This window comes from Sporosarcina sp. P17b (assembly GCF_002743115.1).
GTDB classification, from domain to species: Bacteria; Bacillota; Bacilli; order Bacillales_A; family Planococcaceae; genus Sporosarcina; species Sporosarcina ureae_C.
In genome coordinates, this window is sequence record NZ_PDYP01000008.1 from 24,082 (window position 1) to 48,617 (window position 24,536).

The 24,536-nt window shown below is 41.9% G+C and carries 22 protein-coding genes; 13 read left to right on the forward strand and 9 right to left on the reverse strand.

Translation table 11 applies throughout. The features are described 5' to 3' along the window. Window positions 1-50 precede the first annotated feature (50 nt). The 4 genes from mgsA to CSV76_RS10660 all read right to left on the reverse strand — a co-directional run bounded on the left by mgsA (window position 51) and on the right by CSV76_RS10660 (window position 2,824). Window positions 51-455 carry a methylglyoxal synthase gene (gene mgsA / locus CSV76_RS10645; RefSeq protein ID WP_085426996.1) on the reverse strand — a complete coding sequence of 135 codons (405 nt, stop codon included), beginning with the start codon at window positions 453-455 and terminating at the stop codon, window positions 51-53. Between the two features lie 157 nt (window positions 456-612). Further along, window positions 613-870: a DUF3006 domain-containing protein gene (locus tag CSV76_RS10650; RefSeq protein ID WP_099625559.1), complete on the reverse strand. Its 258-nt coding sequence runs from the start codon at window positions 868-870 to the stop codon at window positions 613-615. Then, a complete protein-coding gene (locus tag CSV76_RS10655; protein WP_099625560.1) occupies window positions 858-2,483 on the reverse strand; it encodes an S-layer homology domain-containing protein in 1,626 nt (541 codons plus the stop codon). Before CSV76_RS10655 ends, CSV76_RS10650 begins: the two co-directional genes overlap by 13 nt. A gap of 155 nt (window positions 2,484-2,638) precedes the next feature. Continuing rightward, window positions 2,639-2,824 carry a YhzD family protein gene (locus tag CSV76_RS10660; protein ID WP_085426993.1) on the reverse strand — a complete coding sequence of 62 codons (186 nt, stop codon included), beginning with the start codon at window positions 2,822-2,824 and terminating at the stop codon, window positions 2,639-2,641. A gap of 188 nt (window positions 2,825-3,012) precedes the next feature. On the opposite strand from CSV76_RS10660, the gene CSV76_RS10665 reads away from it, so the two are divergent. From CSV76_RS10665 to yhaM, 5 genes are all read left to right on the forward strand, one after another. Then, entirely contained in the window at window positions 3,013-3,912 is a 900-nt protein-coding gene (locus CSV76_RS10665; protein WP_099625561.1) for an ABC transporter ATP-binding protein, read from the forward strand. After that, window positions 3,905-5,164, forward strand: coding sequence for an ABC transporter permease (locus CSV76_RS10670; RefSeq protein ID WP_099625562.1), 1,260 nt, complete (start codon window positions 3,905-3,907; stop codon window positions 5,162-5,164). Before CSV76_RS10665 ends, CSV76_RS10670 begins: the two co-directional genes overlap by 8 nt. A gap of 640 nt (window positions 5,165-5,804) precedes the next feature. Continuing rightward, entirely contained in the window at window positions 5,805-7,007 is a 1,203-nt protein-coding gene (locus tag CSV76_RS10675) for a metallophosphoesterase family protein (protein WP_099625563.1), read from the forward strand. A 1-nt stretch (window position 7,008) separates the two neighbouring features. After that, window positions 7,009-9,861: an ATP-binding protein gene (locus CSV76_RS10680; protein WP_158232790.1), complete on the forward strand. Its 2,853-nt coding sequence runs from the start codon at window positions 7,009-7,011 to the stop codon at window positions 9,859-9,861. Beyond that, window positions 9,861-10,799, forward strand: coding sequence for a 3'-5' exoribonuclease YhaM (yhaM, locus tag CSV76_RS10685; protein ID WP_085426988.1), 939 nt, complete (start codon window positions 9,861-9,863; stop codon window positions 10,797-10,799). The genes CSV76_RS10680 and yhaM overlap by 1 nt, the downstream gene beginning before the upstream one ends. 557 nt (window positions 10,800-11,356) lie before the next feature. On the opposite strand, the gene CSV76_RS10695 is transcribed toward yhaM, so the two are convergent. After that, window positions 11,357-12,316: a peptidylprolyl isomerase gene (locus tag CSV76_RS10695; protein ID WP_099625566.1), complete on the reverse strand. Its 960-nt coding sequence runs from the start codon at window positions 12,314-12,316 to the stop codon at window positions 11,357-11,359. 219 nt (window positions 12,317-12,535) lie between these two features. Here CSV76_RS10695 and CSV76_RS17325 point away from each other — a divergent pair, with 219 nt between their 5' ends. Continuing rightward, window positions 12,536-12,682, forward strand: a complete 147-nt coding sequence (locus CSV76_RS17325) for a hypothetical protein (RefSeq protein WP_158232791.1) — start codon at window positions 12,536-12,538, stop codon at window positions 12,680-12,682. 144 nt (window positions 12,683-12,826) lie between these two features. Further along, window positions 12,827-12,928: a YjcZ family sporulation protein gene (locus CSV76_RS10700; protein ID WP_099625567.1), complete on the forward strand. Its 102-nt coding sequence runs from the start codon at window positions 12,827-12,829 to the stop codon at window positions 12,926-12,928. A gap of 43 nt (window positions 12,929-12,971) precedes the next feature. Here the strand turns inward: CSV76_RS10700 and CSV76_RS10705 are convergent, their stop codons facing one another. From CSV76_RS10705 to CSV76_RS10720, 4 genes are all read right to left on the reverse strand, one after another. Then, on the reverse strand, window positions 12,972-13,157 hold the full coding sequence (locus tag CSV76_RS10705; RefSeq protein WP_029054118.1) for a hypothetical protein: 186 nt from the start codon (window positions 13,155-13,157) through the stop codon (window positions 12,972-12,974). Window positions 13,158-13,267: 110 nt separating this feature from the next. Further along, window positions 13,268-13,831, reverse strand: coding sequence for an HTH-type transcriptional regulator Hpr (locus CSV76_RS10710; protein WP_099625568.1), 564 nt, complete (start codon window positions 13,829-13,831; stop codon window positions 13,268-13,270). Window positions 13,832-14,021: 190 nt separating this feature from the next. Next, window positions 14,022-14,378 (reverse strand): YtxH domain-containing protein, encoded by a 357-nt coding sequence (locus CSV76_RS10715; RefSeq protein WP_085426983.1) that lies wholly within the window; start codon window positions 14,376-14,378, stop codon window positions 14,022-14,024. A gap of 187 nt (window positions 14,379-14,565) precedes the next feature. Next, complete coding sequence (locus tag CSV76_RS10720) at window positions 14,566-14,991, reverse strand: HIT family protein (RefSeq protein WP_099625569.1); 426 nt, start codon at window positions 14,989-14,991, stop codon at window positions 14,566-14,568. Window positions 14,992-15,112: 121 nt separating this feature from the next. On the opposite strand from CSV76_RS10720, the gene CSV76_RS10725 reads away from it, so the two are divergent. The 6 genes from CSV76_RS10725 to CSV76_RS10750 all read left to right on the forward strand — a co-directional run bounded on the left by CSV76_RS10725 (window position 15,113) and on the right by CSV76_RS10750 (window position 23,756). Further along, a complete protein-coding gene (locus CSV76_RS10725; RefSeq protein ID WP_085426981.1) occupies window positions 15,113-15,859 on the forward strand; it encodes an ABC transporter ATP-binding protein in 747 nt (248 codons plus the stop codon). Beyond that, complete coding sequence (locus tag CSV76_RS10730) at window positions 15,843-17,054, forward strand: ABC transporter permease (protein ID WP_099625570.1); 1,212 nt, start codon at window positions 15,843-15,845, stop codon at window positions 17,052-17,054. The genes CSV76_RS10725 and CSV76_RS10730 overlap by 17 nt, the downstream gene beginning before the upstream one ends. A 206-nt stretch (window positions 17,055-17,260) precedes the next feature. After that, window positions 17,261-17,518: an IDEAL domain-containing protein gene (locus CSV76_RS10735; protein WP_085426979.1), complete on the forward strand. Its 258-nt coding sequence runs from the start codon at window positions 17,261-17,263 to the stop codon at window positions 17,516-17,518. Window positions 17,519-17,726: 208 nt separating this feature from the next. Continuing rightward, window positions 17,727-19,709, forward strand: coding sequence for an excinuclease ABC subunit UvrB (gene uvrB, locus CSV76_RS10740; protein ID WP_085426978.1), 1,983 nt, complete (start codon window positions 17,727-17,729; stop codon window positions 19,707-19,709). 7 nt (window positions 19,710-19,716) lie between these two features. Next, window positions 19,717-22,584 (forward strand): excinuclease ABC subunit UvrA, encoded by a 2,868-nt coding sequence (gene uvrA, locus CSV76_RS10745; protein ID WP_099625571.1) that lies wholly within the window; start codon window positions 19,717-19,719, stop codon window positions 22,582-22,584. A gap of 80 nt (window positions 22,585-22,664) precedes the next feature. Continuing rightward, window positions 22,665-23,756 carry a DUF4097 family beta strand repeat-containing protein gene (locus CSV76_RS10750; RefSeq protein WP_099625572.1) on the forward strand — a complete coding sequence of 364 codons (1,092 nt, stop codon included), beginning with the start codon at window positions 22,665-22,667 and terminating at the stop codon, window positions 23,754-23,756. Window positions 23,757-24,536 lie beyond the last annotated feature (780 nt).

Sequence of the window (24,536 nt, forward strand, 5' to 3'; positions counted from 1 at the left end):
CGCTATGAAAACTGCGCGTCTTGTGTATATCTATAACTGTTATTAAAAAATTATTGATACTTAGCGGCTGTTTCTCTCCAAGAGAAATAGCCTTTTTCTATGGCGCGCAATAGTAACTCTGCTGAAGCCAAGTTTGTAGCTAGCGGAATCCCATAGACATCACATAATCGAAGTAAAGCACTGACGTCCGGCTCATGTGGTTGAGCTGTAAGCGGATCGCGGAAGAATAAAACCAAATCAAGCTGTCCGGTCGCAATCATGGCACCGATCTGTTGATCGCCACCAAGCGGTCCTGAATTCAGTCGTGTAATGGATAGATCTGTTTCTTCCATAATGCGTAATCCTGTTGTGCCCGTTGCATAAAGGGTATGTTTAGCAAAAATCTGCTCATAAGCAATGGCGAAATTGACCAATTCAGCCTTTTTTTCATCATGCGCAATCAAAGCAATGTTCAAACGAGTCACTTCCTTCTACGATATCTTAACGACCATAGCGTATCACAAAAAACGTTAAAAATCTTGTGCTTTTTAGTATAAGTTTAAGTAAATCTATCCGCACCCAAAAATCCCTTGATGAACTGTAAACGTCTCATCAAGGGATAGTAGTTGGATATTACTTCTTGTTTTTTAGTTTTTCCAATAGATTTTCAACTTTCTTTTGTAGATCCTTGGTTTCTTCTTGTAAGATACGAACTTTATAATGCGCGTCCTCGATGAAGAGTTCTACTACATCCCCTTCAGTCAACTCAGCAGATAGTTCAGTTACAGGAATCACAAGTTCTTTCTGCTCATTCTCATAATACAAAAAGACATAAAAACCGTCATCAATTCGATCTAATGTGTATCGTTGACCTTTTGTCATCGTTCGCATGCCCACCCATCTTTATCTCGATCATGCTTACTAGCATATGCCGGATGACCTTTTTTTACACCGTTTGGATAGGTTTTTCGCATCTCGGTACAATTCTTGAATGAAGTAGGCGCACCCGGTATGACGTACAACCCTGAATTGACATCTGGTTTAGGGTTAGGCTTTGGTACAGGCTTAGGATCAGGTTTTGGTACGGGTTTAGGGTCGGGTTTCGGTACAGGCTTAGGAACTGGCACGGGTTTTGTCAGTGATGTAGTAACGGAATGGGCTGTGCCGTTCGTAGTCACTGTAATCGTACCTGCAGTTTCCGTAGCATAGGATTTTATACCCGCATCTTTTAAACGTTTGACGGTTTCCGCATGTGGATGTCCATATATATTATTTTTCCCATAAGACAATATGGCGGCTTGTGGCTTCACAGCTGCAAGAAAATCAGCAGAAGTACTTGTCCGTGAACCATGATGACCTACTTTCAAATACGTGCTCTTTAGATTAGATTGACCAATCATTTCTTTCTCTACACGTTCATCCGCATCACCTGTAAATAAGAAACTGACATTGTCATACGCTAGTCGTGTGACAATGGAAGCGGCGTTATGATCAATTGCTCGGTCATCTGTGTGCAGTACATTCAGTTTAATCGCAGGATCGAGAGCGATTACGTCACCTGTTTGTGCTACTGAGAATGGGATATTCTTTTTGTCGATTAATGTAAGTAAATTAACATATGTTGCAGTCGTATGAACATTCCCACTGTCGATAAATTGTTTTACTGTAAAAGTGTTAAGGACTTCTTCAAAACCACCAATATGATCAGCATGTGGATGTGTAGCCAGCGCGATGTCTAACGTTTTGATATTTCGAGATTTCAGGAAGGCAATGACTTTAGGTGCGTCGAGCGCAGTTCCCGCATCAATCAACATATTTTTGCCGTCTGGCGATTGGATCAGAATAGAATCCCCTTGCCCCACGTCGATGAAGTGAACTTGCATATTTGGCATCGGCTTAAAACTCGGATTCATCATTCGCGCCATAAAGACTGCGAAATGTTGTCTCGTCAATTTATTATTCGGTCCGAATGAACCATCCAAATAGCCTGTAGTGATATTTTCAGAAGCTAAGACACTGATATCATCTTTAAATCCATTTAGATCACTAACATCTGTAAAGTATACATCTTTGGTTTTAGGTAACTGATAGCCTTGAACTAAGATTTTTGCCATTTGTCCGCGTGTCAACGGAGCCGAAGCATCAAAGTACTTTGAACCGTTTGTATGGGTCTTTCCAGATATAAAACCTAATTGCACGGCCTTTGCAACTTTTTCATAGCCGTGATTCCCTTTCTTCAAATCAGTGAAGCCAGGGTCTGGTGCTGTGAAATCAGTAATCTGTTTTTCTCGCAAAATCATAGTAACAGCTTGTAAGCGAGTTAGATTGTCTTTCGGTTTAAATGTTCCGTCTGGATATCCTGTAATGATTTTTTTATCCGTGAGAAATTGGATTTCATCCGTATATTGTGAAACGTCTGGAAATCCTTTAGCAAAAGCTTGTTGCTGCGGAAATACACCGAGCATCAGTACCACGATAAATAATGAATACAAAATCTTCTTCAAATCTGTTCCTCCTAGTTTTCTTGCATTTCGTGCATGAAATAGTATCTCCCTTATGCTTAAAACGTGCAAGAGTACTAGGGTAGCAATTTATGTATAGGAAGAATTGATCAAAAAAAAGACGAAATCTCTTGTGAAAAGGAGATTTCGTCGTGTAATTACGTATGGAATAATAATAGTTTCCCAAGTGGAGAAGCCAAGCGATGTGTTCGGTCAAGCAGATCTTTTTCGATCAGCATCTGATTACCTTGTTCTTTTGCTGCGTCATCTGATTCTGCAGAGAAGGTCTCTTCTGTAATGAGTGAACCGTTTTTTTCATAAGCAGTAAGTTTGTAAGTTTTCATCATATCGCCTCCATAAACCTTTTATTCAGTATACTATGAATCACGTCAAATGAATAGCTGTTCATAATATTGAAAGCATAAAAGATTCTTCATGTTAAACTTTAGTAGAAGAATATTTATAATTTTGAAACCTATTTTCAATTGAATCGTATAACAAGATAATGAGATTACTAAAGGGGACGATGTGCGTGGCCTTAGAATTAGAACAAGTGACTAAACAGTTTGGAGATTTTACAGCTGTGGACCAGCTGTCATTGACAGTAGAAGAGGGGACAATGTACGGTTTCCTCGGAGCAAACGGTGCTGGGAAGACGACTACGTTCCGAATGATCCTCGGATTATTAACTCCGACAGAAGGAAATATTACTTGGAACGGACGCACCATATCCTATGAAACGAGCCCGCTCATCGGTTATTTGCCAGAAGAACGTGGCCTGTATCCAAAAATGAAAGTGCTAGATCAGTTAATCTTTCTCGGACAGTTGCGTGGAATGAAAAAGTCTGCTGCGAAAAGTTCGGCACTTCAGTGGTTGGATCGTTTTGAAGTACCGCAAAATACGAATAAAAAAGTAGAAGAGTTGTCTAAAGGTAATCAACAGAAAATACAAGTTATCGCAGCATTATTGCACGATCCTAAATTGCTGATCCTTGACGAACCGTTCTCAGGACTAGATCCAGTAAATGTCGAGATGTTGAAAAAAGCGATAGTGGATTTCCGCAATAACGGAGCAACGATTTTGTTCTCCAGCCACCGTATGGATCATGTGGAAGAGTTATGTGAGCAACTCAGTATTATTCATCATGGCAAACAACTAGTCAGTGGAAAGTTGCGTGACGTTAAGCGTTCGTTCAGCAAACAGAATGTCCGGATTCGTTCAGACTTCCCCCTCACTGAGCTAGAGGGCTTTGAAGGAGTTACGACTGCTCATTATTCTTTGGAAGGTGCAGTTTTTCAGGTAGAAGATGAACGAGTGGCACATGCGTTGTTACAAGCAGCATTGCAAAAAGGGCCAATACGCCATTTCGAAATAGAAGAACCATCTTTGCAAGATATATTCATTGCGAAAGTGGGGAAAGAGCATGCGTGAATTTTGGATTATTTTTAAACAAAGTTTCTTGACCAAAGCTAAAACGAAATCATTTTTCATTACAACGCTCATCATGGTAGCGGGTATTTTTCTCTTTGCGAATTTGCCGAGCATTATAGACAAAGTCGGTCAGTTAATGGGGAGCAGTGAAGATGACCGTGTACTAGTCGTAGATGAGAGTGGGGTATTGTTTGACCGGTTGCATGAACAACTTCAGCAAAATGAACAAGGAATTTCATTGGAGCTGACAGAAGACTCGCAAGATCAGTTGGCAGAGCAAGTGAAATTGGAAGAAATCGCTTCGTTCATGGTATTGAGTTTTGATAAAGATCAAACTATCCAAGCATCTTATACAACAGGTAGTTTGGTAGATCAATTTTTGCCTTCAGCTCTACAAGATGCATTGCAAAATATTCAAACGCAAGTGAAAGCTGAACAGCTGTCTTTATCGGGCGAACAAGTTTCTGAGTTGTTTGCGCCGATTCAATTTGAAAAGCATAATATTTCAGAAACAGCAAAGTCAGAAGAAGAGCTGAACCAAGCTCGAGTCTTAGTGTATGTATTAATGTTCGTCATTTACTTTGCGGTGATCATTTATTCTTCGATGATTGCGACGGAAGTAGCTACGGAAAAATCATCACGTGTAATGGAAATTTTGATCTCAAGCGTATCACCTGTTAAGCATATGTTTGCGAAAGTGCTTGGAATCGGATCGCTCGGGATTGCGCAAATTCTAGTCTATGCCGTATCAGGGTTTTTGGCTTATAAACTATCATCCACAGGAGAGGAAAATGAACTATCTGCATTCTTCAGCCTGGAAAACTTGCAAGTTAGCACGCTGGTCTATGCTGTCATTTTCTTCTTGCTAGGCTATTTCCTTTATGCCACTCTAGCCGCGCTACTTGGCTCATTAGTAAGCCGGACAGAAGACGTACAACAGATGATTATGCCGATGTCGTTACTCGTCGTGGCAGCTTTCATTATCGCTGCAACGGGGCTTGGGAATCCAGAGATGGGCTATTTGAAAATTGCTTCCTTCATCCCATTCTTCGCTCCACTCGTCATGTTCTTGCGGGTTGGTATGCTCGATTTACCGTTGTGGGAGCCATTGCTTTCGATCGGTATCATGCTAGTGACGATCTTCATCCTTGGCTGGTTCGGTGCGAAGGTGTACCGTGGCGGTGTGTTGATGTATGGGCCGTCTCGTTCGCTTAAGGATTTGAAGAAGGCTATACAGCTTGGAAAGGAATAGGTTTAGGTGAAGAGTGTCCCTTGAAGTTACAGTGCTTCTTGGGATACTTTTTTTATGTGGATTTAAGTTTGAGTTCAAGTTCAAGTTCGAGTTCAAGTTCAAGTTCAAGTTCAAGTTCAAGAGTAAGGGGAGTTAGTGAGTACAAGGGATGGAAGCTCCAGCTGGCGGACGCTTTCCCATGGGCTCTCGGTGAGCCAACCAGGTCGCAAGCTCCCTTTTGGTTGTCTCTCCTTTCGAGCTGATCCTGCGGGAAGAGCCGTAACGAAGAACGGCTTTTGCGAGTAAAAGCGCAGCGTTAGGAGCACGTCTTTGCACTTCGCCACCAGCTTCCGCTTCCATCCTACTTATTGAGTGGAGGTACTTATATCACTCATTGTAAGTAGTGTGTGAACTGTTGTTATGCCTAAACTTATTCAAGTTCAAGTTCAAGTTCAAGTTCAAGTTCAAGTTCAAGTTCAAATTCAAGTGTAAGGGGAGTTAGTGAGTACGAGGAGACTCAAGCCATGCCCGCAGGAAAGCGTCCGCCTGGAACGTCGATTAACGGTGCTTTCCCATTTACTACTGTTTCGCCTGTCCGCTTTCCAGTAATAGATGAAATATGGTAAAATAGGAACAAGTATTCGTGGAAGAGGTGCAACCTATGGAACCCATCCGTTTTTTACATACAGCCGACCTGCATTTGGACAGCCCTTTTAAAGGCATGTCCGCAGCAGGGCCGGACGAGCTCGCTCGACTGCAGCAGTCTACATTCGCTGCGTTCGACCGATTCATAGCCTACGCAGTTAAAGAGCGACCGGATTTCATTGTCATTGTCGGTGACCTATACGACGGTGAAGACCGTAGCTTGCGTGCGCAAATTCGTTTCCAGCAAGGTATGCAACAACTTCAAAAAGTGAAGATCCCGGTCTACCTGTCATATGGAAATCACGACCATTTAGCAGGCAGATGGACTCGCGTGTCATTGCCGGAAAACGTTCACGTGTTTTCTGAACATGTAGAGCAAAAACAACTAACTATTCGTAATGAAACTATTTATTTACACGGCTTTAGCTACCCGCAGCGTCATGTCAAAGAACCGATGATTTCGCACTATCCAAATGCGGCAGATGGAATACATATCGGCCTGTTACACGGAAGTGTGGCGGGTGACGCAGAGCATGCCGTCTATGCACCGTTTACTATCAATGAATTGCAAAGTAAGCACTACCATTACTGGGCGCTTGGTCATATTCATAAACGCCAAGTGTTGTCTCAAGAACCGCCCATCGTCTATCCAGGTAATATTCAAGGAAGGCACCGTAATGAACAAGGGCATAAAGGATTTTACGACGTCTCGTTGACACCTTCCAACACGTCTCTTACATTTGTGGAAACGTCGGATATTGTCTTCACGTCATTGACTGTTTCATGCGAAGGAATCGAATATGCGGATGACTGGATTTCAGCATGTCAGGAAGCCGTTGATCAATTGACAGCCGAAATTGGCAGTGTCGTCGTAGAACTAGTGATGGAACATACGGAAGGGCTAGCAAACGATTTAGCTAGATCTGAAGTGGAGTGGCTTGATATTCTGCGAGAACAATATGAAGACATGGAGCCATTCGTCTGGATTTCATCGATTGAATGGCCATTGATCAGAGATACGGTAGTTTCAAATTCATTACTTGAGCCAGTGGAGAGCACGTTATCCGGCTGGGAAACAGATGACTGGAATGACTTGGTAAAAGAAGTGTATAGCCATAAAGCGGGTCGCTATTTAGAAGCGTTAACACCTACAGATTTTGAGCGATTGAAACAGCAGGCAGCCGCATTGCTAGAGGATGAAATGTGGAAGGAGGGCTAAAATGAAAATCCGAAAAATACTTCTGTACGGATTCGGTCAGCATGAAAATTTGGAAATGGATTTGCGACCCGGCATGAACCTGTTATATGGACCGAATGAAGCGGGGAAAACGACTATTCAGCAAGCCATCCTTCATATTTTATTTGGATTTCCTCAAAAGAATCAACAAGAGCTACGCTATGAACCGAAAACAGGTGGGAAATACGGTGGCTGTCTCTATATAGATGATCAAGAGTATGGTAATTGGATGATCGAACGAGTGCGTGGAAAGTCTTCGGGTGACGTCTCTATCCGTTTTGATGATGGACGTATTGCAGAAGAAGAGGAATTGAAGAGGTTGTTAAGAGGTTATGATCGGCAAGCATTTGAATCGATCTTCTCTTTCTCCTTATTCCAACTACAAGATCTTGAGAAAATGGATGAAAATGATTTGAGTCGGACATTACTTGCGTCTGGGACGACAGGTCTCGATACGTTATGGAAAGTGGAAAAGAAGATGGAGAAGGAAATGGGTGGCCTCTTCAAAAAATCGGGCAAAATACCACCCATGAATAAAAAACTGGCCGAAATACGTGAACTGGAACAAGCGATGTTGAAAGAACAACAAAAGCTTTCCACGTATGAACCGTTGACTATTCGCAAGCAAGAACTTGACGAACAAGTGGCGGCATTACGTTCAGAAGAGCAGCGCCTTTACAAGCAATCTGAAGAACAGCGAATCGCGATGCAAGTTGTTCCGTTGCAGCAACAGCGCAACCAATTACTTGAACAAATCTCCCATCTACCTGATGATTTTCCAGCAGCAGGTATTCGTCGTTACGAAGAACTTGCAAGTAAGCAATCAGAATTGAAGTTAAAGAAATCACGTTTAGAGAAAGAACAAGCGGAGTGGCAATCGGAATTGATCGACTTGCGCCCCAAAAGTGAACAACAAAAACTGGAACGCTGGGTAGCACAAGAAGCAGAATGGCATCGATTACGATCGGAGCGGCTTACTGCTGAACAGGAAATACAAGTACTTGAAAAGAAACGGCACCAGTTCATCAATCGTTTAGGATTAACGGATGAACAACTAGCATCTATAGGGACAATGGATGTTTCCATTCAACGTGAACGCCAACTCGAACCCGTTCTTGAAGAACAGAAAGAAATGGATCAGCAATTAAAAGCATTGCAGCGCTTATTGGCGGAGGCGGAAAGTGAACGTCAAGAAGCGGAGCGACAAAAAGAACGGACTGAACGTTTGAGATTGACTGATTCTGAACGAGAGAAACTGGCAACCTGGCCGGAATTGCAGCGTAAACTTGCAGAAGCTAAATTCATTGTATCTGCAGGGGGTCAGCAGGCTTCGAATGGAATGGTTCCGATCATTATTTTGCTCATTGGACTAGTGATCGGGGCATATAGTGTCATGCAGCAGCAGTGGTTGTTCGTGGGGCTTGGTCTAGTAGTCATGGCGGTCGGATTTTGGTTATTTACACAAAAACCTGATTCTGTATCAGACCAGCAAACGTTCATTCGAGACCATGAAGAGCTGGCGATCGAACTGGAAAAGCTAGCTGCACGTCATGACATGCAACAACGTGATCAGCAACAAATATCAACAGAGATTGAAAGAATGGATCGTAAATTGCAGAAATACGCAGAGGAAATGGAACAACTTTATCAGTTAAAACAACAAGCGGTGAAGAAGTTGCAAGATCTGTTACGAGATGAGCCATTCGATCCAACATTCAATATCCAAGAAAGCTTTCGTTTGTTGCGCGAGTATCAAGACGTGGAGATAGATCAGAGAACATGGCAACAACGTCTACAAACTACGACACAGCTAATACGGTCATTAATTCAAGAAGTGGAAGAAGTACTCGGGCCAGTGGCTGAAGAAGGTTTGTATGAGAGACTTCGTCAAGAACTACAGCGTCAGAACAGCCTACAAGAAAAGCATCTAAGTAAAGAACAAACGCTACGTGAAATTAAAGAGCAATTAGTTGAAACACAGGAATTGTTGGAGACGGTAACAGCAGAAATTCAACAATTGTTCGAGGTTGTTGGGGTATCAGAAAAAGAACAATTTTACACAGCATATCAGCAAGATCAAGATGCACAATTATTAAAACGACAGCTAAAAGAAGTAGAAGCACAACTGTCCTTATATACCAAGGAACCGGTAGTTAAAGAGTGGACCTTACCTGAACTTGAGCGACAGCGCAGTGAAACGACAAACCGCCTGGAAATGATTCGCAAAGAAGTAGTGGAGCTTGTAGATGAGCAAGTGAAAGTTGGACATGAAATCTCGCAAATGGTTGCAAGCCGAACGTATAGCGAACTTCAGCAATTATTTGAAGTGCGAAAAGCTGAGCTAGAAGATATGACAGAACAATGGGTAATCCGAAAAGCCGTCCGTGAGGCAATTCGGCAAACGATGAGCGAGTGGAAAGAACATCAATTACCGGCCGTTCTTCTTCAGGCGAATGAATGGTTTAGCAAATTAACTGGGAATCGATATGCGACGCTTGGCTTAACTGTGGAAGGCTATTTCGAGGCAGTCACAACAGAAGGGCAATCTTTCATGATCAATGAGCTTAGTCAAGCGACAAAAGAGCAAGCCTACCTTTCGTTGCGCTTGGCGTTAGCGTATGAATTATCAGAGCGCGCACCGTTTCCAATTATTATGGATGACCCATTTGTTCACTTTGATAATGAGCGACTTTCGCGTATGATAGAAATACTTACGGAGTTACAACCATCTCATCAATTTCTGTACTTTACTTGCCATCAAGAAATGAAGTCGAAATGGCCAAGTGAACCTCATACAATTGAGATTGGACGAAAAGTTAAAGGGGAGATCCACTGATGAAAAAACTACTTGACTATCAAGTCGGCGAAACAATCGACATGTATTTATTGATTAAGCAGGCAACAAAAGGTGTCACACAGCAAGGGAGTCCGTTCATGACGTTGATTCTGCAAGATAAAAGTGGTGACCTTGAAGCGAAACTTTGGGATGCGGGTGAAGAACAAGCTCAGATGTATCAGGGAGCAACCATCGTAAAAGTAGGCGGAGAAATTCATGAGTACCGTGGAAAAAATCAACTTCGTTTGAAAGCAATTCGTCCTGCGAAAGAAGATGAAGGGGTAACAATTGCGGATTTAGTACCTTCTGCCGAAAAGAGCAAGGAAGTATTGTTAGACGAATTAATGCAGTATTTCTTTGAAATGCAGAATCCACAAATCCAGCGCGTGACACGTCATTTATTGAAGAAACATCAGCAAGATTTCGTATTATATCCAGCGGCTACGAGAAATCATCATGACTACGTTTCAGGCTTATTAGACCACGTTGTTTCGATGTTGAAACTCGGTAAGGCAATTGCGGAATTGTATCCAACATTGAACAAAGATTTACTGTATGCAGGAATTATTTTGCATGATATCGGTAAAGTTATCGAGTTGTCAGGCCCGGTCGGTACGCAGTATACGATCGAAGGGAATTTGCTAGGGCATATTACGATCATGGTCAATGAAATTTCCAAGGCTGCAGAAGAGTTGGAGATTGAGGGCGAGGAAGTGATGTTGCTTCAGCATATGGTGTTGTCTCACCATGGTAAAGAGGAGTGGGGCAGTCCGAAGCGTCCGATGTTGAAGGAGGCGGAGATTCTTCATTATATTGATAATATCGATGCGAAGATGAATATGCTGAACCGCGTCATGTCGAAAACTACGCCAGGCGAGTTCTCTGAGCGCGTATTCCCACTGGATAACCGTTCGTTCTATAAGCCAACTTTTGAGTGATGTAGGTAAATAACGAGTCAGGGTAGTAGAAGGCAACGTTGATCTACTTATTGGGTCGTTGCTCGAGGATGACTTGTGCATGGAAATAAGTAAAGGTTCTGCTTTTCGGACCCGCACAGGCACGTGGGGGATTGCCTACAGCCATGAGCCAGCTGGCGGTGGAGCTGCCAGTTGTCTCATGGCCACGGCCTACCCCGCAGTTGTGCCTGCGCTACTAAGTACTTACCAAGTCAGGTTGCGGTTTATAGAAGATAAAACCAGTGACCTGGTAGTATTCGTTCCTTATTCTTGCAAAAGAAGAATCAGAACTGCCCTACACATAATCTAACGTAGGCGGCTGCACGTGGTAGGCGTAGCAATGAGACAGCCAGGCGCTCTTCCTGCCTGGCTCATTGCGGAAGCCATCCGCCACCGTCGAAGTGGGGCCAATGATCACCCCATTTACATTGCTAGTCAAACCACTACCTCTGCAAAACACAAGAAGAGAAAAGGGTTTGTAAAACAACAAAAAAGGTCTGTCATCGGAATTTCCGAGACAGACCTTTTTCATGTACCAATTACTTTTCTTCTTCAACTTCTACTTCAGCGTCATCAGCTGGAGCGTCTTCTGCAGGTGCTTCTTCTTCGACAGCAGGAGCGTCTTCAGCTGGTTTCTCATCCATCTTGAACAGGTCAAGAGCGGATTTCAAATCTTCGTCCTTAATCTTCACGTCAGCATCTTTCACTAACTTCGAAACTTTAGCCAATAGTTCGTTCTCGTCAGCTTTTTCCATCAATAGTTCTTGGCGAATTTCATCTTTCTTTTCGTCAGTCACTTTTTCATCATCAGTTTTACGCTTTTCTTTTACTTCAATAACGTGGAAGCCGTTTTCTGATTGAACCGGCTCACTGATTTTGCCTGGCTCTAGGTCATATGCAGCGTTCCAGAATTCAGGAACCATGACACCGTATGCGAACCAATCAAGATCGCCGCCTTCGTCTTTAGAACCTGGATCAGTAGAGAATTCTTTTGCTACTTTTGCAAAGTCTTCTCCTTTATCCAACTTCTCTTTTACTTCTTTTGCTGTTGCTTCATCTTCAACTAAGATATGACGAGCATTGATCTCAGTTTGAGATTCTTCAAGGCGCTTCTCTAAATCTTCATCAGAAACTTCCACACCATCAGTCAATGCAGCTTCTTGTAGTTTATTTAAACGGATCATTTTCTTGAAGCTTTCAGGCGTCTGACCTTGTTGAGCCAAGAATGCATCGAAGTTTTCACCGAGTTGTTCTTTGTTTTTATCAAATTCTGCGTCTACTTGCTTATCGTCTACATCATATTTATCATCCAAAACTTTTTCCAAGATGATCATTTGTAGAGCTTGTTCACCGACAGATGCTTTCATTTCTTGATAGAATTCATCTTTCGTAACGTCTCCTGCTTTTGATGTCATGACTTTTTCATCGCCGCCACCAGAACATGCGGATAAAGCGGCAACCGAAGCTGCAAGTGTAAATGCTAACATTTTCTTTTTCATGTAATTAACTCCCCTAATCTAAGTATTGATTCTGTATATTCTTTAAGTAAACACTATAGCATAGAACGGATGGAAATCAAAAAGGTTCCCTTCGTCTGAAATGTAACCCATTCGATTGAATAGTACAAAATACGAGATACCAAATTAAATAACACACGAATCAACTCGATTTTAAGAATAGGTAAAGGTGGATGGCAATAAAACATTTTGAGGGAAATCTTGATTTATTCAACAGGGGGAATTATGGATACAACGAGTTCATTGCATAACAATCATTATTTGAATGAATTTCAATTCCTATATATCGTGAATTATAGAAGTGAAGGTGCTACTAATAGAAGGTTGTTATTTCATCTTTCCATTTAAAGACCGCTAATTCCTATGCGAATTAGCGGTCTATTCTTTGCGATAATTTGTGTTTTGTACCACTCAATTGAACGGATAGATCTGATATGCCCAACCGTTTTTTTCGACATTCGCATAGGATACAATGTGAAAGGGGGTGTCACCATGAGCGGTTACACTCAAGGCGGTTCTGGATCATCAGGCTTTGCTTTAATTGTTGTGTTATTCATTTTGTTGATCATTGTAGGTGCTGCATACTTGTGCTAAAAAAAAGCCCGCCCCCAGCAATGGGGGTGGGCAATACATAGTGTTATGCGCTAAAGAATACTTCTACATATAAGGATAAAATGAGGATTGTGATTAGAATGTTTACAGTCCGATATATCTTAGGCTGCTTTTCTTCTGGAATCTCTCTAGATTGGCAAAGAGCAAATGTCATTTTATTAATTTGATATAAGTAGAACAATGAAAATAGAATGGTAATCGCTATAACCATTTTAGACCTCCTCTTTCTGCTTCTGTACCATCATAGCAGAATTTGTGAGCAAAAGGAAAAACCTAAACCTTGTATGGAGAAGGTAGTTAAGACTCCACTCGAGATTTTAGTTAAGACTCCACTCGAGATTTTGTTAGGTAATCATTCGAGTCGACATAGGTTTTCTCGATGTTTTGAAAACCGCGTTCGAAAATATCCATAAAGTCATCGCCATAAATATTACGTAAGACAGACATGACCTCGAGAAATTCTGGGAACTTCCCGTAAATATCGCGAATAGGAAGTGACCCTTGAAGAACACTGTAATCTTCATTATGATAATTTGCGTTCATCTCTACGAGCAACTTTTTGCCTTCTTCTGAAACCGTCACATATGTATTGCGACGATCGTCTTCCTTTTTGGAAAAGTATAGAAGTTGACGTTGTTCCAGTTTCTTGGAGAAGTTGAAGGCAGTTGAGACGTGCATAACTCCGAACTTGGCGATATCTGAAATGGTGGCGCCTTCAAGGTGGTAAGCGATCCATAAGATATGATGTTCGTTGATATTGAGGTCATACGGTTTAATCCATTGTTGCCAATCTTTCTCTACAGCTTTCCATAATGCTTTGGACATTTGGGCTACGCGCTGATTGAAGATCATGGCATCTTTACGTGAAATGATTTGCTCTGCCATCGAGACACCTGCTTTCTGTCAGTCTTTTTATTTATTATACCAAAAAAGCAACAAATAAAAAAGACGGAATAATAAAATAATTATACCTAGGTGTATATACCCATGTAATACAGCTGTTTAATAGCTTGTATCATGTGGGTATGCACACGCTGACCAGCAAGTACTGGATGGACGCCGAAAGAGAAATAGATTAACGAGTTCCGATGGATTTCTCTAGATCATCCAATGCATTTTGAATGGCAGAAATTTCTTTCTCTAATCGCTTCTTATTGTGCTCAGTCGAGCGCTTCCAGTCTGCTACGGAAACTTTCATTTCTTCGACAGTCTCTGGTACAAGCTCTTTTGCTTCTTTAGATAAATCCGTTACAGAATCTTTTAAATCTGCTACTTGACCTTTGACATCTTTCAACTTATCCTTCAGTTCCAATGATGCAGTTTTGACGCTGTCTCGTAGTTCGCTACCCGCTTTTGGAGTAGAATATAGAACCGTTACAGCAGAGGTTACAGCACCAGCTGCCAGACCAATAAAGAATGTGGACGCTTTCATGTAGACGACACTCCTTTTGTATAGTTATTATTTTATTAAAGCATGTTACTACGTATATGAGCAAGAAAATTAATGAAATATTATACAATCAAAAGCATTTCGACCTAAAAGGTAGAAGCGAGTGCAGGTTTTTATCAAATGAAGTAGAAAGAAATACAATGTACTTCTTTTCTACTTACTCGGTGTGTTATTGTTGCAGGCGTTTTGAAATGCTTGATGCTAGTTCAGAGACAACGTCCATAGGGAACTGCTCCACTTTTGTATGGAATTCTACGTTTAGACCATCTGATTTATCATAACGAGGAATTAAGTGCATATGGAAATGATAAACCGACTGTCCTGCGAAGGAACCGTTGTTTTGCAAAAGGTTCATGCCGCATGGCTGAAATTCTTCTTTTAAAGCATTGGCAATTTTTGGTGCTACTTTAAATAGATTTCCTGCTTCATCTTCAGTTAATTCATACAAATTCTCACGGTGAGTTTTCGGAATTAGAAGTACGTGGCCTTTTGTAACCGGCATAATATCCATAAAGGCGATGACATGTTCATCTTCGTATACTTTTTCTCCTGGAATCGTTCCTTCTACAATCTTGCAGAAAATACATGAAGTCATTTCTACACTTCCTTTCATGTTTGGATGTATTGTAGCATATTTTCAGATAGTTAACGAAGGCGGATAAAGCAATTTTAGAATTTCTTTGCTAAAATAATAAAAGAAGATAGGGGGAAATACAATGGCAATCCTAGAACTAGAACATGTAACAGGTGGTTATACGCGCAAGCCGGTTTTACATGATCTTTCATTTCAGATAGAAGAAGGTGAATTGGTCGGGTTGATCGGCCTAAATGGCGCAGGTAAAAGTACAACAATTAAACATATTATAGGTGTTATGAACCCGCTCGAAGGAATAATTAAAATTGATGGTGCTACATTTAGTGACAAAGAACATTACCGCCAATCATTCAGTTATATTCCAGAGACGCCCGTGTTATACGAAGAACTTACATTACAAGAACATTTGGAACTGACTGCAATGGCATACGGTCTGGACAAGCAGCAATTTGAAATCCGTACCGAACAATTGTTAAAAGAGTTCCGTATGGAAAAGCGCTTGAAATGGTTTCCAGCGCACTTCTCCAAAGGTATGCGACAGAAAGTCATGATCATGTGTGCTTTCCTTGTAGAACCGAAATTATATATTATCGATGAGCCATTTGTTGGATTGGATCCGTTGGCGATTCGTGCATTGCTTGATCAAATCATCGAGAGAAAAAATGCCGGCGCTTCTATTTTGATGTCGACACATGTGCTCGCTACGGCTGAAAAATATTGTGATCGTATTATCCTGTTGCACGAAGGACGGGTGCGTGCGAATGGTACGATGGACGACTTGCGCAAGGCGTTCGGACGACCGGATGCCACACTGGATGATTTATATATTGCTATGACTGAGGAAACCGATCATGAACAACATGCATGAGATTTGGGGACAGCGGTTCTTCCATTATGTCAATGAATTACAGAAATATATGCGCTATGTATTCACAGGACATTTGGCCATCGTCTTCATGTTCGCAATTGGGGCAGGGGGCTATGCGTACAGTGAATGGTTGAAGGGAGTACCGGTTACATTCCCGTCTGCCTTTATCATATCCGTTGTCATTGCACTATTATTAATGAAGGCGGCGCCGACTACTTTGCTTAAGCCGGCAGACATTGTATTTTTCTTGCCATTGGAAAATCAATTGCCGAACTATATGAAACGTTCGAAAACTTGGTCGACATTTTCCCAACTGCCATTGCCGCTAATCGCCATGGTCGTCGCGTTGCCTTTATTAAAGGCGACAGAAGTGGGAACTGGAACGGATTATATGTTAATCATGTTAGTGATCATCGCTTTTAAAGGACTGTTTGTAGCGACTGAATATAGCGTTCGGATCGCCAATCATGATTTCGTATGGCCCGATCGTGTTGTTCGACTAGTTCTAACATTTTTAACGATTCTATTGGCATTGAGTTGGAGTCCAGTGGCAATCTTCATTGGAATTTTGATCGCCATGCTCTATGCGAAGTATTGGGATAAAAAAGCAGCACACTATCCGTTCCCCTATGAGCAGTTTATTGAATTGGAACAAAATCGTATGATGCGGTTTTATCGATTCGCGAATTATTTTACGGAAGTACCACATTTGGTTGGATCAGTAAGTAAGCGTAGCTGGTTGAAATTTGCAATGAAACGTTCTACGTTTAAACGTAGAGATGTGCAGAATTATTTAATTGTCCGGACATTCATTCGTACAGATGATACATTTTGGTTGTGGGTAAGATTGACGGCATTATCTGCATTGGGCGCGTTTTTAATACCATTGCCAATTGTGTCATTCATATTTGTAGGAGCGTTAGCCTTTGCGACTGCCGTTCAGTTGATTTTGGCACTCGAAGGCGGAGTCGAATTCACGATGGATCAGCTGTTTCCTGAAATGCAGGAAAAATCGCAAATCAAAGCGGTTCGTTCGTTAGTAAGAAAATTGATTTGGCTACAAGCGATTATTCTATTATTGGCGGCCTTGCCGTTATATGGCTTAAGCGTTACACCCGTCTTGATTGCGGTGGTTGCATTGATTGTCGGAGAAGCGACGATTCGATTAACGAAAGAACAAGTGAGAGAGATATGATGATAGGCGTAAAAGGAAATGGTGTTAGTAAGAAATAGTTTTCAAGTAATTATTCATTTTGTAACAGAATTATCTGAATATATGTACCTAGTCAATATTCTACTATTTATACGAAAGTAATTCAAAAGTTCGAATAGTTAGATTAAAGGTTGCAATTCATATTCTACTGCATATATAATTACTAAAAGGTATCAGGGGTGAGAGAGATGAATAATAACAACTCATATGCTGAATTTTTGAAAGCGGTAGGTAACAACAGTACTTCTCTCCAAGCGGAAAAGCTGCTGAATGAAATCTATTGGGATCTGTTTCTACAACACATTCATTGGGAACAAACGCAAGCGCGAATCATGACCTTGATTGATGAAGCGCTAGATCAAAATGACAAAGACGCATTCGACCTGTATACACAACAATTACTCGATATTTCACAAGAACAAGGATATGAACTTAAAACAAAATAATGTATTCATAGGCACTGCTAGGGCGAAATCCTGGCAGTGTTTTTTTATTGTAGAGAATGTCATAGCTGTAAGTTTCTTTCACAAAGTACAAGGGTACAATAAAGTACATAGAGAGTTAGCTTAAAACGTACGTTCGTTATTTCTTTAGAAAAAACACGAGGTGTGGTAAAATAGAAGGACAGGTGTTTAAGAAGAGGAGTGGAACCATTTGAACGAAACATTTCAATTGCAGGCACCATATACGCCGCAAGGAGATCAGCCAAAAGCGATCGCTAGCCTTGTTAATGGCATAAAAGAAGGTAAGAAACATCAAACATTGCTCGGTGCAACAGGAACAGGTAAAACATTTACGGTTTCCAATGTACTGACAGAAATTAATAAACCTACACTGGTCATTGCCCACAATAAAACGTTGGCTGGCCAATTATATAGCGAGTTCAAAGAGTTTTTCCCAGATAATGCAGTAGAATACTTTGTCAGCTTCTATGACTTTTATCAACCGGAAGCATATGTTCCGCAGACAGATACATTCATTGAGAAGGATTCATCAATCAATGATGAAATCGATAAACTTCGTCACTCAGCGACTAGTGCTTTATTCGAACGAAATGACGTACTTATTGTTGCATCCGTATCGTGTATTTACGGTCTCGGTTCCCCGGAAGAATATAATGACATGGTCTTTTCATTACGTAAAGGGATGGAAATACCGCGTAATCAATTGTTGCGCACACTAGTGGACATCCAGTACGAACGCAATGATATCAATTTCACACGTGGTACATTCCGTGTCAGAGGGGATGTAGTCGAGGTCTTCCCGGTAGCACGCGATGAGCGTTGTATACGTCTTGAATTCTTTGGTGATGAAATCGAAAGGATCCGTGAAGTGGATGCCTTAACAGGTGAAGTCATCGGCGATCGTGATCATGTCGCTATTTTCCCAGGATCTCACTTCGTCACGCGCGAAGAGAAGTTATTAAAAGCGATTGAAAATATTGAAATCGAGTTGGAAGAACAGCTTAAATATTTACGTGATAACGATAAGTTATTGGAAGCGCAACGCCTAGAGCAACGGACGCGCTATGATTTGGAAATGATGCGCGAGATGGGCTTCTGTTCGGGTATTGAAAACTATTCTAGACATTTAACATTGCGTGAAGCAGGCGCAACCCCTTATACACTTCTGGATTATTTCCCTGACGACTTCTTGATCGTCGTAGATGAAAGCCACGTCTCCTTGCCGCAAATCCGCGGTATGTACAACGGAGACCAAGCGCGTAAAAAAGTTTTGGTGGAACACGGTTTCCGTTTACCATCTGCTTTGGATAACCGCCCATTAATGTTTGAGGAATTTGAAAAACATGTTAAACAAGCGATGTATATTTCTGCAACCCCAGGACCATATGAAATAGAGCATACAGATAAAATGATTGAACAGATTATTCGTCCAACAGGATTACTTGATCCTATCATTGAAGTCCGACCGATTGAAGGACAGATTGATGATTTACTGGATGAAATCAACCTTCGAATCGAGCGAAATGAACGAGTATTGATTACGACACTGACCAAAAAAATGTCAGAAGACTTGACGGATTACCTAAAGGACATCGGGATTAAAGTTCAATATCTACATTCTGACGTCAAGACGCTTGAACGGACAGAAATTATTCGTGAACTGCGTGTCGGAACGTACGATGTACTCATCGGCATCAACTTATTACGTGAAGGTATAGATATTCCGGAAGTTTCATTGGTCACGATTTTGGATGCAGACAAAGAAGGATTCTTGCGTTCGGAACGTGCATTGATTCAGACGATCGGTCGAGCTGCGCGTAACTCTGAAGGACGCGTTATTATGTACGCGGATAAAATGACAGATTCAATGAAGAAAGCCATTGATGAAACAGAGCGTCGTCGTGAAATTCAAAAGGCATATAATATAGAACACGGAGTCACACCGACAACTATCGTCAAACCAATTCGCGAATTGATCCGTGCGACTCAAGTAGCTGAAGAAACGGAATCTTATTTGCAGAAGGTAACGAACGGCAAGAGACTTTCGAAAGACGAGAAAGGCTTATTGCTAATCAAATTGGAAAAAGAAATGAAAGAGGCAGCGAAAGCTTTGGACTTCGAAAGAGCTGCAGAGCTACGCGACACGGTAATAGAACTGAAAGCAGAAAGGTAGAGTCCGCATGAAAAATAAAGAACTTATAATACAAGGAGCGCGAGCGAATAACCTAAAAGATATAACGGTGAAGATTCCGCGTGATAAATTGGTCGTGCTCACGGGCCTATCAGGTTCAGGAAAGTCTTCACTGGCTTTCGATACAATCTACGCGGAAGGACAGCGCCGCTATGTAGAATCATTATCCGCATATGCTCGTCAGTTCCTTGGACAAATGGACAAGCCGGATGTGGATTCTATTGAAGGATTGTCACCGGCAATTTCCATAGACCAAAAGACAACGAGCAAAAATCCGCGTTCGACTGTAGGAACCGTTACGGAAATCTATGACTACTTGCGGTTGTTATACGCAAGGGTTGGGAAACCGCATTGTCCATATCATGGCATTGAAATCTCTACGCAGACGATTCAGCAGATGGTGGATCGCGTAATCGAGTTGCCTGAGCGTACTAGAATTCAAATTTTGGCGCCTATTATTTCAGAACGTAAAGGAACGCACGCTAAACTATTCGAAGATATAAAGAAACAAGGTTATGTACGTGTCCGCGTTAACGGCGAAACGATTGATCTTGATGATAATATAGACTTGGATAAAAATAAAAAACATACGATTGAAATCGTCATTGACCGAATCGTCATGAAAGAAGGCGTCGAAACACGACTTAGTGATTCATTGGAATCTGCATTACGCCTAGCTGACGGCAATGTTCTTGTCGATGTAATCGGTGAAGAAGAATTGTTCTTCAGTGAACATCATGCATGTCCTATTTGCGGGTTTTCTATCGGTGAACTAGAACCGCGTATGTTTTCATTCAACAGTCCGTTCGGTGCATGTCCTGAATGTGATGGGCTTGGCATGAAGCTTGAAGTCGACCCTGATTTAGTTATTCCTAATAGTGAGTTGACGTTAAAAGAACACGCCATTGCACCATGGGAGCCAACGAGTTCTCAGTATTATCCAGAGCTGCTCAAGACGATTGCCAAGCATTATAAGATTCCAATGGATGTACCTGTTGGTGAGCTAGCCGACTCGGATATTGAAAAACTTATGTTGGGATCCAAAAAGGAAAAAATAAGTTTCCGCTATACGAATGAATTCGGAAATACACGCGACAGCGACATCTATTTTGAAGGTGTATTGCGCAACGTAGAACGTCGTTATCATGAGACATCATCAGACTATATACGTGAGCAAATGGGCAAGTATATGACGGAAAAATCCTGTCCGACTTGTACGGGATACCGCTTAAAACCGGAATCACTTTCGGTGTTAGTGGATGGTCAGCATATTGGGAAGATCACGGAACGTTCAATTGTTGAAACGACGAAGTTCTTTGACCAATTAACACTTTCCGAAAAAGATACACAGATTGCCGACATGATTCTGAAAGAAATCCAGGAGCGTCTAGGCTTCTTAGTGAACGTCGGACTCGATTATCTGAATTTATCTCGTTCAGCGGGTACATTATCTGGTGGAGAAGCACAGCGAATTCGTTTGGCTACACAAATCGGATCCCGGTTAACAGGCGTTCTTTATATACTTGACGAACCTTCCATCGGCCTACATCAGCGAGATAATGATCGATTAATCGGCACGTTGCAAAGTATGCGCGATATTGGGAATACGCTAATCGTTGTAGAACATGACGAAGATACGATGATGGCTGCAGACTATTTAATTGATATTGGTCCTGGCGCTGGAGTCGCAGGCGGAGAAGTAATCGCTGCGGGTACACCTGCGAAAGTGATGAAAAACAAGAAGTCGTTGACGGGTCAATATTTAAGTGGAAAGAAATTTATTCCGCTTCCGATTGAACGTAGATCACGTGATGAACGCAGTATTATCGTTAAAGGGGCTGCAGAAAATAACTTGAAGCATATTGATGCAGAGTTCCCACTCGGTCAATTTATCGCGGTCACTGGCGTCTCAGGTTCAGGTAAGAGTACATTGGTCAATGATATTTTGCATAAGACGTTAGCTCAAAAATTAAATCGATCCAAACAGAAGCCTGGAAAGTTCGATAGTATCAGTGGTGTGGAACATTTAGAGAAGATCATTGATATTGATCAATCACCAATTGGACGTACACCACGTTCAAATCCGGCTACTTATACAGGAGTCTTTGACGATATTCGTGATGTGTTTGCGATGACGAATGAAGCCAAAGTACGCGGCTATAAAAAAGGTCGCTTTAGTTTCAACGTCAAAGGTGGACGATGTGAAGCGTGTCGTGGAGACGGAATCATCAAGATCGAAATGCATTTCCTTCCTGATGTGTATGTACCGTGCGAAGTGTGTCACGGCAAACGTTATAACCGCGAAACACTTGAAGTGAAGTATAAAGGTAAGAATATTGCAGACGTACTAGCGATGACAGTGGAATATGCGGTAGTATTTTTCGAAAACATTCCGAAAATCAATCGTAAATTACAAACGATTGTTGATGTGGGGCTAGGCTATGTACAATTAGGCCAACCGGCAACGACATTATCAGGTGGGGAAGCCCAACGTGTAAAACTCGCTTCCGAACTCCATAAACGTTCCATGGGCAAATCATTCTATATTCTAGATGAGCCGACAACGGGCTTGCATGTACATGACATAGCCAAACTACTTGAAGTTCTTCAACGTCTAGTTGACGGAGGGAATACGGTTCTCGTCATTGAGCATAATCTGGATGTCATTAAGACGGTTGATTATATAATCGATATCGGTCCGGAAGGCGGAGACAAAGGTGGAGAAATTGTTGCGACGGGAACACCGGAAGAAATAGCTGAAGTGAAAGAGTCTTACACAGGGAAATATTTGAAGACGATCTTAGATAGAGATCGAAATCGAATGAAGGAACAAATTAAACAAGTAGTAAAAAAATAGAAAATGAAACTTTTACTCCGCAGAACCGTATAAATAGATAGGTACTGAAAAGATTGTTCAAAACGAGGAGGAATCCAGAAATGCAAAATGAACGCATACGAATACTTACGTTGCTAGAAGATGGTAAAATCACGGCTGATGAAGCATTGAGATTACTGGAAGCCATGGGTAAAGAATCTGAACAAGGAACAGCAGAAGAAAGTTCATCAGCTGATGCTTTCTTCGAAGATATCCGCAAAGAATTCGTCACAGCAGGTGACCGCTTCATGCAATTTATGGATACGGCTGTACACCGTGTGAAAGAATTCGATTTCGAAGCACCATTCAGCAAGTCGGTTTCCTTCACACATACAGAAAGTAAATCTGCAGAAGACATCGAAGAAATCATCATCCATATCGATCATGGTAATGTGGAAATTCATCCTTCAGACAATGATGAGATCGTGGCGAAGTTTTCCGTGAAGCATTTCAATAATGATTCAGAAGCAGGCGCCCTAAGCCAGTTCCTTGAAAAATTATTGTTTGTAAAAGACGGCGACAAACTACGTATCGGTAGCGATTTGAAGATGTTGCAAGTGAATGTCCATTTATACGTACCGGCTACAACACCGTATCGTAAACTTTCTGTACGTTTGTTGAATGGCGGATGTTCTGCTGAAGGTGTGGACTTCAAAGATCTACGAATTAAAACAGCGAATGGGAAAATCGAGTGCGCTGATACTACATTCCATGAAGCCGAGCTCGAAACGGCAAACGGTATGATTCGTATATTGAAAGTAACTGGTGAAAAACTAGAAGCTGAAACATTGAACGGCCGTGTTTATGTAGATGGCGCTATCACAGATATAGATGCGAAATCTCTAAATGGTAATGTGACGTTGACGACTTCTTCTACTGAAGCCAAGAGAATGGAAGCGAAGTCGATTAGCGGTACAGTGGAAATTTACTTCCCATCTACTTTAGGTGTTAAAGGAGAGATTACTTCCAACATGGGTAAGCTCGACTTGCAGTTAAAGGATGTATCGCGTGTAGAGGAGCAAGAGCAGTTCTTGCATCGCACTATTCGTTTCAGCAAGAGTGGGGTAGACGAGACGAAAGAGCCGCTACATGTTACGGGCGAGTCTAAGACAGGCACTGTTATGGTTCGCTATAACTCTGTTGATATGGGTTGATAGAATAAGTAAACACCTGCATGGCCATTTTTATGGCGGTGCAGGTGTTTTTTTGTTTATTTAGTAGGTGGGGGGTGGAGGTTACTTCAAAGGGGGGAGGGCGAGAAAGAGAAGGGGGCTCAATGAATCCGTTTATGTGCTCTATGCATCCGCGCGAGCGCTCTATCCATGAAGTGATCTGCTCTATTGCGTCTTGTATTCGCTCATAGCGACACGTTAAGCGCTCTATGCATCCGCGCGACCGCTCTATCCATGAAGTGATCTGCTCTATCGCGTCTTGTATTCGCTCATAGCGACACGTGATCCGCTCTATTAAGCCATGCGACCGCTCTAAGCCCGCGGTGTGACACTGAGTATTCACGCAAACTATGCGCCGCGCCATCTATCTTTGATCCTCGAGTGGGAGACGCTTACTGTCGCTCAATGAATCTCGATAATCGCTCTATGCATCCACGCGAGCGCTCTATCCATGAAGTGATCTGCTCTATTGCGTCTTGTATTCGCTCATAGCGACACGTGATCCGCTCTATTAAAGCACGTGACCGCTCTAAGCCCGCGGTGTGACACTGAGTATTCACGCAAACTATGCGCCGCGCCATCTATCTTTGATCCTCGAGTGGGAGACGCTTACTGTCGCTCAATGAATCTCGTTAAGCGCTCTATGCTGTGTTTTATCCGCTCATAGACATGGGGTGAGTGCTCTAAGCGGCGTTTTACCCGCTCTTAGAAATGGGTTGAGTGCTCTATGCTGTGTTTTATCCGCTCATAGAAATGGGTTGA

Excerpts from the sequence above, each read along its gene's own strand:
- CSV76_RS10670 (WP_099625562.1), top strand. The coding sequence starts at position 3,905 with ATGCGTGAATTTTGGATTATTTTTAAACAAAGTTTCTTGACCAAAGCT.
- CSV76_RS10725 (WP_085426981.1), top strand. The coding sequence starts at position 15,113 with ATGGCAATCCTAGAACTAGAACATGTAACAGGTGGTTATACGCGCAAG.
- CSV76_RS10700 (WP_099625567.1), top strand. The coding sequence starts at position 12,827 with ATGAGCGGTTACACTCAAGGCGGTTCTGGATCATCAGGCTTTGCTTTA.
- CSV76_RS10710 (WP_099625568.1), bottom strand. The coding sequence starts at position 13,831 with ATGGCAGAGCAAATCATTTCACGTAAAGATGCCATGATCTTCAATCAG.
- CSV76_RS10650 (WP_099625559.1), bottom strand. The coding sequence starts at position 870 with ATGCGAACGATGACAAAAGGTCAACGATACACATTAGATCGAATTGAT.
- CSV76_RS10705 (WP_029054118.1), bottom strand. The coding sequence starts at position 13,157 with ATGGTTATAGCGATTACCATTCTATTTTCATTGTTCTACTTATATCAA.
- CSV76_RS10735 (WP_085426979.1), top strand. The coding sequence starts at position 17,261 with ATGAATAATAACAACTCATATGCTGAATTTTTGAAAGCGGTAGGTAAC.
- CSV76_RS10680 (WP_158232790.1), top strand. The coding sequence starts at position 7,009 with ATGAAAATCCGAAAAATACTTCTGTACGGATTCGGTCAGCATGAAAAT.
- CSV76_RS10695 (WP_099625566.1), bottom strand. The coding sequence starts at position 12,316 with ATGAAAAAGAAAATGTTAGCATTTACACTTGCAGCTTCGGTTGCCGCT.
- CSV76_RS10730 (WP_099625570.1), top strand. The coding sequence starts at position 15,843 with ATGAACAACATGCATGAGATTTGGGGACAGCGGTTCTTCCATTATGTC.
- CSV76_RS10750 (WP_099625572.1), top strand. The coding sequence starts at position 22,665 with ATGCAAAATGAACGCATACGAATACTTACGTTGCTAGAAGATGGTAAA.
- CSV76_RS10715 (WP_085426983.1), bottom strand. The coding sequence starts at position 14,378 with ATGAAAGCGTCCACATTCTTTATTGGTCTGGCAGCTGGTGCTGTAACC.
- uvrA (WP_099625571.1), top strand. The coding sequence starts at position 19,717 with ATGAAAAATAAAGAACTTATAATACAAGGAGCGCGAGCGAATAACCTA.
- CSV76_RS10660 (WP_085426993.1), bottom strand. The coding sequence starts at position 2,824 with ATGAAAACTTACAAACTTACTGCTTATGAAAAAAACGGTTCACTCATT.
- CSV76_RS10675 (WP_099625563.1), top strand. The coding sequence starts at position 5,805 with ATGGAACCCATCCGTTTTTTACATACAGCCGACCTGCATTTGGACAGC.
- CSV76_RS10720 (WP_099625569.1), bottom strand. The coding sequence starts at position 14,991 with ATGACTTCATGTATTTTCTGCAAGATTGTAGAAGGAACGATTCCAGGA.
- yhaM (WP_085426988.1), top strand. The coding sequence starts at position 9,861 with ATGAAAAAACTACTTGACTATCAAGTCGGCGAAACAATCGACATGTAT.